The following is a 10,151-nucleotide window of genomic DNA, read 5'->3' on the forward strand; positions in this document are numbered from 1 at the left end:
GATTTCTATCTAAAATAAACACTTAATTTTGTATGAATAGTTCATATGTTTCTTCAAACTCTGCTATGTCTATATCACTTTCCAAAGTCTTCTTTTCAGTACCATAACTTCCAAATATTACGATGGCTAGAATATTTTCCTTTATATATTTATAATACACAAATTCTATTATATTTTATAAGTAAAAATCACTACTTCACTTTAGAAAGTTTCCTATAATTTAGAGCTTATATTTAAATATTCCTTGACCACATGTACAAAATATTAAACCATACCTAAAAAGCTGTAGCACCTATAAGTACTACAGCTTTTAAATACTATTTAACTCTAACTATTCTTACACCATAAGGTTCTAACTCTAAAGTTGCCTCTATTTTATCATTATTTTCCATATCTATTAAGTTAAAGTCTTTAATATCAATAGTCTTATCTTCATCTGTGAAGTTCATAAAGAATACAAATTCATTATTTTCATCTCTACGAACTTGAGCATTAATACCTGTAGGTAAGTCTAATTCTATAGCTCTTTGTAATTGTATCTTCTTCGCAACACTTCTATAGAAATCTGTTAAGAACTCATCATTATTTCTAAATGCTATATAGTAAGCTTCACCTTGTCCAAACTTATTGCAAGTTAACGCAGGCATACCTTTATAGAAATCTGTTTTGTAAGTTGCAAGAACTTCTGCACCTTCTGAATGTATTAAATCACAGAATATTTTTGCCTTATATTCACCTTTCATAGAAAGACTATTATTGTCTTCTATAGTTACATAGTTTACATCTTCATCATAAAGAGCATCTAACTCTTCAGACCATATACCTGTAACTTTTCTAAGTGGACCTGGGAATCCTCCTAAGAAACATAAGTCATTTTCATCAACTATTCCACTCCAGTAAGTAGTTACTAGAGTTCCTCCATTTTTTACAAACTCTTCTAGTCTTTCTCCAACACCTGGTCTTACCATATAAAGCATTGGTGCTACCACAACCTTATATTTAGAGAATTCACAGTCCATGTTTATAACATCTACTGGAATTGACATATCCCAAAATGCTTTGTAGTGCTTTTGAACTGTATCATGATAATCCTTTTTCTCTATTCTTGGACCTTGAGCATCATTTACAGCCCAGAAGTTTTCCCAATCGTAAATAACTGCTACTTCTGGTTCTACAGATGTTCCTATTACATCTGTAAGATTACTTAATATCTCACCAACCCTTGTTACATCTCTAAATACTCTAGTATTTTCATGTCCACAATGGTCAACTACAGCTCCATGGAACTTTTCTGATGATCCTCTACTTTTTCTCCATTGGAAATACTGTACAGTATCAGATCCATGTGCTACTGCTTGAAGAGAAGATAATACATGCATACCTGGTCTTCTTAATTTAGCCACTGGTTGCCAGTTTGTTGAACTTGGAGAACTTTCCATCATCATAAATGGTTTACCATTTAATATTGATCTATTTAAGTCATGAACAAATCCAATTCTACTACCTTCATGAGCATCTGATCTCTCACCATGCCAGTAAGGATAGTTATCCCAAGATACTACATCTAAGTAAGGTGCAAATTTCCAGTAATCAATTCCTCTTTCAAGTGATATATAATCATGGAAGTTTGTAGTTACAGGAATATCTGGACATATTTCTTTTAAAATACTTCTTTCATGCTTATAGTAATCTAGAGTTTGGTGAGTTACAAATCTCATCCAATCTAAGTTCAATCCATGTAGCGCTGGCTCTCCGTGTGGAGCTGGTGCTTCTATTTCACTCCAATCATTAAATGTATGACTCCAGAATTTACTCCACCATGCATGGTTTAATTTGTCTAAATCATTGTCATATTTTTCTTTTAAATACTCTCTAAATGCTTCTTCACATAAAGAACAGTTACATTGTCCTTCAAACTCATTTGAGATATGCCACATAATTAATGCTGGATGGTCCTTATATCTCTCTGCTAATAATCTATCTATTATTGCGATTTTTTCTCTATATATAGGAGATGTATAACAGTGATTATGACGCTCCCCATATAAGTTTCTCACTCTATTTGGTGTTACTCTTAAAGTTTCTGGATATTTGTGAGCCATCCACGCTGGTTTAGCTCCACTTGGAGTGGCAAGAATAACATAATTTCCGTTTTTGTGCATTAAATCCATTATTTCATCTAACCATTCAAATTGGAAAACTCCTTCTTGTGGTTCTAGCATAGTCCATGAGAATATACCTACTGCTACCACATTAGAATGAGATAGTTTCATTAATCTAACATCTTCTCCCCATATACCCGGCACATCAATCCATTGTTCTGGGTTATAATCTGCTCCATGAAGCATTTTATCTATTTTCGAGCTTATTGGTCCAAAATTTTTCAAAATAATCCCCCCATATTTTAACTAATCAACAAAGTATTTAGGAAAATTCACCAATCTACTTTGTTGATTGTATTTTTATATTTTTTATATCTAGTTTTTAATGTATTTTACTGAGTTTTATAAGCTAATCATAAATTACATATCATTAAGCACTAGTTTTTATTCTTTCATTTGCTATATCTTTACCAACTTTTTTCTCATATTTTCTCCAACATATTTCCGCAAACCCTAGGAATACAACCAATCCTAATACATTATAAAGTAGTACAAATACTGGATTAGTTGCTCCTGCCTCTAACGTTCCATTGAAGTATGCAGCAAATGTATCTGGTGATGGAATTGAAGATATTATAAACACAAATGTAAATAATACTAATAATAAAACTCCTAAACTTATTCCAAGTCCTCTAGATCCAACTTTAAAACTTCTTTCCATGTCATCTTTTTTAGCTCTTAATACTATGTATCCAACTAGGAAGAATAATACTGGTATTAATGAAGTAGATGCTGTCATGTTTATTAACATTTCTAGTAAATTATCTATAGAACCTATTCCTAAAGCTGGTATTATTAATAATATTGTTACTATTATAGCTTGAAGATATAGTGCATTTACAGGATTTCCATTATTATCTGTCTTTGCAACCCAACTACCAAATATACCTTCTGGTATTTCAGAGAATAATACTTTTACAGGTGCAGCTGTCCATAGTACTAATGAACCTAAACTTGCAAGTAACATTATAAATCCTACAATATTTGTAACTATGTTTCCTAAACCATAGTGAGCTCCTAAAATTTTAAATGCATCAAATAATCCGTTAGAGAAGTTTCCTGATAAAGTTTCAGCTGGAACAATTAAACCTACAGATACTGCTCCTAAAGCATATAATCCTCCAACAATTATAGTAGATATTAACATTGTCCTTATAAATGTTTTGTTTCCACCTTTTACATCTTTAATATATACTCCTATACTTTCAGCTCCACCAACAGCTTGTAATACCCAAGCTAAAACCATAAAGTAAGTCCAGTTAAACTTTGGCATAATCGCTTCAGTAGTAAATTCTTGAGCTGGTGCTTTTCCAAAGAATATGATAACCCCAAATGATAAAACTATAAATCCTAATCCTAATACAATTCTAGCTATTCCAGAAAGATTTGTAATTTTAGCTATCCAAGATACACCTTTTGTTGATACAAAAGTTACTATCCAGAATAATATTATTGATATTATTGATATTAATACGGTTTTCCCCTCGAATACATTTATCCCTGTAAATGTGAATGACGCATATATTAATACTTTTGGTAATAATGATGTAAAGAAAAATAAATTTACAAAGAAATATGACCAAGATCCTAAAAATGCCCATCTTGCACCTAGAGATTTTTTTATCCAGCTATTTATCCCTGATTCCGAATCTGAACTTGCTGATGCAAATTCCCCAATCATCAACGCAAATGGGAAGAAATAAAATATAGTTCCAAATATGTATGATGGTATTGTAGCTAATCCAATATTTACACTACTATCAATAATGTTTCCAAATGAAAATACTGCTGTAAATGTCATAAGCATTAGTGCTTTAGAACTTAGACTTCCTCTTTCCTCTTTCATACTATAATCCTCCTAATAAAATATAAATCGTACTCAAAAAACGTTTTCTTGGGATTATAATATCATCTATAATTTTATTTATCAATGCATTAATGTTTCTAGATTTTATACTATTGTTGTCTATATATTTATAAGTTTGACAAAATTCCCTATTTATTTTATATTTTTAATATAAATTTTAATTAAAAGGAGAATTTAATGAATAGAATAGGTATTTTTTCAACTGAATTAAAACCTAGTAATGAATTATATATTTTTGAATGTGGATATGAACATTGCGAACCGAGAGACCCTTATCAATATGAACCTATTGATTATTACTTAATTCACTATATACTAGAAGGAGAAGGATTATTTTTTATAAATGATCAGTGTTATCATTTAAAAGCAGGAGATGGATTTTTTATTCCTCCTGATACTGCTAACAATTACTATGCTCTAGCAGATAATCCTTGGGTTTATAGATGGATTGGAATAAACGGTATCAAAGCTAAAGAATTATTATCAATGTGTGGATTCAAAAATGATAACTTTATTTTTAGATATGATAAAGATAATAAATTAGACAACTATTTTAGAAATATTTATGAATGCTGTTGTCATAATGATTTGTATATGGCATTAGGTTATTTGTATCAATTTTTCTCTTTATTAAAGATTGATGAGTATGAAGAAGTTGTAGATGGTTATTCTAATTCTAATGAATATATTCATAAAGCTTTAGATTATATTAAAGATAACTACTACAAAAGCATAACAGTTTCAGATGTAAGTAATTACCTTACTATTGATAGGAGCTATTTTTATAAAATATTTAAAGAAAGTATGATGACTACTCCTCAACAATACATAATTGAATTTAGAATAAAAAAAGCCTGTTCTCTGCTTAGAAAAAGTAGTTATTCTATTAGTAGAATAAGTGATTTAGTTGGTTTTTCATCTCAAGCATACTTTTCAAAAGTATTTAAGAAAACACTTAATATAACTCCTTTTGAGTACAGAAAAACATTTATTAAATAAGTGAAATGTTTACTAATAGATATTTTAATACAAAAATCCCATAGAATAGACTTTTATCATCTATTCCATGGGATACAGTTTACAAATTACATTCCTAATTCTTTAAACTCTCTACTTCCTGGCTTAACTAACTCTACCTTACCTTCTTTACAAATTGGACACTCATCAGCTTCATGAACTTGTATATCTAATTTTATAGCACTATATATTGGCATTCCTATATCTTCACTAGTTCTGTTTGCTATACAAGCAACTCCTATTACTTCTCCACCTAAAGCTTCTAAACATTTCTTAGTTTCTATAGTTGATTTACCAGTTGTAACAACATCCTCTGCTATTATTATTTTAGCTCCTGGTTTAACTTCAAATCCTCTTCTAAGTTGCATTACTCCGTCTTTTCTCTCAGTGAATACTGATTCTTTTCCTAATTGTCTTCCTAATTCGTAAGAAACTATTACTCCACCCATTGCTGGTCCTACTACTAAATCTATTCCTAAATCTTTTATCTGATCAACAACTGTGCTTAATACTTGCTCTGCATATTCTGGGAATCTTAATACCTTTGCACATTGTACATATCTGTTACTATGCTTTCCTGATGATAATAAGAAATGTCCTTCTAATAATGCATCACTTTTCTTTAATATTTCAACTACATCTACTTTACTCATTTGTTTACTCCTCCGATTGTTTAATATTTATTGTAAATTATTTTTTCACTAATATTTATTAGTTATTTTTAACTTTGTTTTTTAATAAATCACTACTTATATTTATATAATTCCTCTTATTTCATCAAGAGTTTTAATTCCTTCTTGTTTCATAAACTTTTCTATTCCATCTATTATCTCAAGTCCTATTTTGGGATTTACAAAGTTTGCTGTTCCTACTTGAATACAAGAAGAACCTGCCATTATAAATTCTATGGCATCATTGGCAGTTGTTATTCCACCCATTCCCCATACTGGTATTTCTATGTTTTTAGAAACTTCATTAACCATTCTAAGGGCTATTGGTTTTATTGCTGGTCCAGATAATCCTGCATATACATTTTCAAATACAGGTTTTCTTCTGTTTATATCTATTGCTAAAGCTTTAAATGTGTTTACTAAAGAAACTCCATCAACTCCTTCTTCTTCACAAACTCTCGCCATACCTACTATATCTTCAGCATTTGGTGATAACTTTATTACAAGAGGTTTATCAACAACTTTTCTAACTTCTCTTACTATTTCTCTTGCAACTTCATTTTTTATTCCAAAAGCCATTCCTCCAGCTTTTACATTTGGACAAGATATATTTAGCTCTATCACATCCACATCTTTTCCCCTTAGTAATTCAGCACCTTTTATGTAGTCATCTAATGTTCCTCCACCAAGGTTAACTATTCTTACTAAATCTAAATCAGAAAAGAATGGTAGCTCTTTATCTATAAATCCTTGTACCCCTGGATTTTCTAAACCTACACTATTCATCATTCCAGATGGAGTTTCAAAAACTCTCATTCCATTGTTTCCATCTTTTTGATTTAATGTAAGTCCTTTAGAACTTATTCCACCTAATTTTTCTATATCATAAATTTCGTTGTATTCTTTCCCAAATCCAAAAGTTCCAGATGCCATTATTACTGGATTTTTAAAATTAAGATCCTTAAATTTCACATTTAAATTAGCCATTAAAAATCACGTCCTCTCCTCTGAATACTGGGCCATCTTTACAAGTTTTCTTGTTTCCAAATTTAGTTTTACAAGTACATACTAGACATGCACCTACGCCACATGCCATATGATTTTCTAATGAAACAAATAATTTTGTATTTGTTCCTTCTGTCATTTTAACTAGCTTTTCCATCATTGGTGTTGGTCCACAAGTTAATATATAATCATATTTTTCTATATCTAAAATATCTGTAACAAATGTATTACCTACAGCAACATTTACCTCATTACAAACTTCATTATATTTGTCTATTAAAATAGGTTCATTTCTAAAACCTAAGTAAGCATCACAGTTTGGAATATTCTTTGCAACTAAATAAAGTGGTGCAATACCTATTCCTCCTCCTACTAACGCTACTTTTCCTTCTACCTTTTCGTAACCATGTCCATAAGGTCCTTCTAATTTAATAGTATCTTCTACTTTTAATTTACTCAGTATTTTTGTTCCTTCTCCTACAACTTTATATAAGAAACTTATACTATTTTCATTTATATCATGAATGCTTATAGGTCTTGATAATAAAGGATAATTATCCCAAGCTCTTAACATGTAGAATTGACCCATTTCACCTTTGAAACTTCCTGCTACTTCCATTAAGTACATTTCTTCCCCAATATACTCATTTCTAATTACTTTATACATTTTAAATCCTCCATAAAATTCACTTCGCTTAAGCCACTGTGTTGTCGCTACGCTTCATGTCGCCAACGAAATCACTTCAGGTAACTCCGTTGCTCAAAATTTACTTTTCCAATATTACTAATTATTAATTCTTTATATCTACGCCTAAAAGCTTAATAATTAAAGCCATTCGTACATACATACCATAAGTAGCTTGTTTAAAGTAAACTGCTCTTTCATCATCATCTACATCTATAGATATTTCATTAACTCTTGGTAATGGATGCATAACTAGCATATCTTCTTTTGCATTATCCATTTTCTCTTTATCTAATATATAGCTATCTTTTAATCTTTCATACTCATCACTATCTGCAAATCTTTCTCTTTGAATTCTAGTCATATAAAGTAAATCTAGTTTTTTTAAAGATTCGTCTAAATGTGAAGTTTCACAATATGAATAGCTTTTAATTTTTTCTTTTATATATTCTGGCATACTTAGTTCTTCTGGTGATATAAACACAAATCTATTATCTTCATATCTTGTCATTGCTTTTACTAATGAATGAACCGTTCTTCCATATTTTAAATCTCCACAAAGTCCTATTGTGTGATTACTTAAAGTTCCTTTTAGGGATTTTATTGTGAGTAAATCAGTAAGGGTTTGAGTCGGGTGTTGATTTCCGCCGTCTCCTGCATTAATGAATGGTACACTCGTGTATTTAGTTGCTTCTTCAGCCGCCCCAGCTACAGGATGTCTCATAACAATAAGATCTACATATCCAGATACAACTCTCATTGTATCTCCTAATGATTCTCCTTTTGATACTGATGAAGAGTTTGGTTCAGAGAAACCTATTATTTCTCCTCCTAAACGTTTCATAGCTGCTTCAAAGCTTAATCTTGTTCTTGTTGATGGCTCATAAAATAAAGTCGCCATTAATTTACCTTCACAAACACGAGAATATGCTGATGGACTTTGCATAATATCCTCAGCTAAATTTAAAATTTCATCTATTTCTCTAACAGAAAAGTCTTCTGGTTGGATTAAATTCCTTGATTTTAACATATTTTCCTCCTTTTTTAGCCTCTCTGGACTAAATTTAAAAGTATTTCATATCTCTAGTAGATTATCACTTTTATATTTTCATGTCAACATTTTTAGTAATTAAAAAACAGAAGATATTTCTATCTTCTGTTTTTATTTTTATATTAAAATTTATACTTACCTTAAGAAAATGCTTATTTTGTCAATAAAATTTTTATACTAAACCTTGAGCCATCATAGCATCAGCAACTTTTAAGAATCCTGCTATATTTGCTCCAGCAACTAAGTTATATCCAAATCCATAAGTTTGAGAAGCATTAGCACAAGCATCATGTATTCCAACCATGATATTTTCTAATTGAGCATATACTTGTTCTGGAGTGAATACAGTTTTACCAGAGTTTTGACCCATTTCTATACAAGAGCAAGCAACTCCACCAGCATTAGCAGCTTTAGAAGGTCCTACTATTATTCCGTTATCTTGTAAATATTTTATAGCTTCGTTAGTTGAAGACATGTTTGATCCTTCACATACGAATTTACATCCATTAGCAACTATATTTTTTGCATCATCGATTAATATTTCATTTTGAGTAGCACATGGAATATATAAATCAGCTTTTACTTCCCATGGTTTTTTACCAGCTACAAATTTAGATCCTGGGAATTTATCAGCATATGGAGCACATACGTTTTTACCTGAGTTTCTTAATTCAAGCATATATGCAACTTTTTCTCCACTTATTCCATCTGGATCATATATATATCCATCTGGTCCAGATATTGTAACTAATTTAGCGCCTAATTCATTTAATTTTTGAGCAGTACCCCAAGCAACATTACCAAATCCTGATATAGCTACTTCCTTACCAGCTAATTTTTCTCCATTTGCTTCTAACATAGCGTTAGCAAAGAATACTATTCCATATCCAGTAGCTTCAGTTCTTCCTTGTAATCCACCATAAGAAAGTCCTTTACCAGTTAAAACACCTTCAAATCTATTTACTAATCTCTTATATTGTCCAAACATATATCCAACTTCTCTAGCACCAACACCTAAGTCTCCAGCTGGAACGTCAGTTTCTGGTCCTATATGTCTATATAATTCAGTCATGAAAGCTTGACAGAATCTCATTATTTCAGCATCTGATTTACCATTAGGATCAAAGTCAGCTCCACCTTTACCTCCACCTATTGGAAGACCAGTTAAGCTGTTTTTGAATATTTGTTCAAATCCTAAGAATTTTATTATTCCTGGGTAAACGTTTGGTGCAAATCTTAAACCACCTTTATATGGCCCTATTGCACTATTAAATTGGTATCTGTATCCTTTATTTACTTGTACATTACCATTATCATCTGTCCAAACAACTCTGAAAGTTATCCCTCTTTCTGGTTCTGTTAATCTTTCTAATATTGCTGCTTTTTCATATTCTGGATGCTTTTCCATTACTGGTACTAATGAAGATAAAACTTCTTCAACTGTTTGGTGGAATTCTACTTCACCTGGATTATTTTTCTTACAAAGTTCGATACACTCTTGTACGTAATTAGACATTTTGTAAAGCCCCCTTATTAATAAGTAAATTTATTTTTAATTTATGTTTGTTATTTAATTGGTAGAATTTTACATTCACCCTACTCTCACTTGAATTGTAGCATAGTAAAATCTTTGTGCGCAATTGAATTTTTCTTTAATTTATAATTTAATTTTTGTTTAATTGTTGTTGCACTT

The 10,151-nt window shown here is 30.6% G+C and carries 9 protein-coding genes; 1 reads left to right on the forward strand and 8 read right to left on the reverse strand.

Annotation, left to right across the window (positions count from 1 at the left end):
* Nucleotides 1–22: 22 nt before the first annotated feature.
* The 3 genes from NSA58_RS20860 to NSA58_RS10580 all read right to left on the reverse strand — a co-directional run bounded on the left by NSA58_RS20860 (nucleotide 23) and on the right by NSA58_RS10580 (nucleotide 4,008).
* Nucleotides 23–160 carry a nucleotidyltransferase domain-containing protein gene (locus NSA58_RS20860; protein WP_242842781.1) on the reverse strand — a complete coding sequence of 46 codons (138 nt, stop codon included), beginning with the start codon at nucleotides 158–160 and terminating at the stop codon, nucleotides 23–25.
* Between the two features lie 157 nt (nucleotides 161–317).
* Nucleotides 318–2,387: a beta-galactosidase gene (locus tag NSA58_RS10575; RefSeq protein ID WP_079764878.1), complete on the reverse strand. Its 2,070-nt coding sequence runs from the start codon at nucleotides 2,385–2,387 to the stop codon at nucleotides 318–320.
* A 145-nt stretch (nucleotides 2,388–2,532) separates the two neighbouring features.
* Nucleotides 2,533–4,008, reverse strand: coding sequence for an amino acid permease (locus NSA58_RS10580; RefSeq protein ID WP_039681381.1), 1,476 nt, complete (start codon nucleotides 4,006–4,008; stop codon nucleotides 2,533–2,535).
* A 198-nt stretch (nucleotides 4,009–4,206) separates the two neighbouring features.
* On the opposite strand from NSA58_RS10580, the gene NSA58_RS10585 reads away from it, so the two are divergent.
* Nucleotides 4,207–5,028 (forward strand): AraC family transcriptional regulator, encoded by an 822-nt coding sequence (locus NSA58_RS10585; protein WP_039681382.1) that lies wholly within the window; start codon nucleotides 4,207–4,209, stop codon nucleotides 5,026–5,028.
* 86 nt (nucleotides 5,029–5,114) lie between these two features.
* Here the strand turns inward: NSA58_RS10585 and pyrE are convergent, their stop codons facing one another.
* The 5 genes from pyrE to gdhA form a co-directional block, all read right to left on the reverse strand.
* Complete coding sequence (pyrE, locus tag NSA58_RS10590) at nucleotides 5,115–5,699, reverse strand: orotate phosphoribosyltransferase (protein ID WP_074429953.1); 585 nt, start codon at nucleotides 5,697–5,699, stop codon at nucleotides 5,115–5,117.
* Nucleotides 5,700–5,801: 102 nt separating this feature from the next.
* A complete protein-coding gene (locus NSA58_RS10595; protein ID WP_074429952.1) occupies nucleotides 5,802–6,704 on the reverse strand; it encodes a dihydroorotate dehydrogenase in 903 nt (300 codons plus the stop codon).
* Entirely contained in the window at nucleotides 6,697–7,389 is a 693-nt protein-coding gene (locus NSA58_RS10600) for a dihydroorotate dehydrogenase electron transfer subunit (protein ID WP_074080084.1), read from the reverse strand. Before NSA58_RS10600 ends, NSA58_RS10595 begins: the two co-directional genes overlap by 8 nt.
* A 124-nt stretch (nucleotides 7,390–7,513) precedes the next feature.
* Nucleotides 7,514–8,437 carry an aspartate carbamoyltransferase gene (gene pyrB, locus NSA58_RS10605; protein WP_074080085.1) on the reverse strand — a complete coding sequence of 308 codons (924 nt, stop codon included), beginning with the start codon at nucleotides 8,435–8,437 and terminating at the stop codon, nucleotides 7,514–7,516.
* Between the two features lie 193 nt (nucleotides 8,438–8,630).
* Complete coding sequence (gene gdhA, locus NSA58_RS10610; RefSeq protein ID WP_039681387.1) at nucleotides 8,631–9,974, reverse strand: NADP-specific glutamate dehydrogenase; 1,344 nt, start codon at nucleotides 9,972–9,974, stop codon at nucleotides 8,631–8,633.
* Nucleotides 9,975–10,151: the final 177 nt, after the last annotated feature.

The organism is Terrisporobacter muris (genome assembly GCF_024621905.1).
Lineage (GTDB): Bacteria > Bacillota > Clostridia > Peptostreptococcales > Peptostreptococcaceae > Terrisporobacter > Terrisporobacter muris.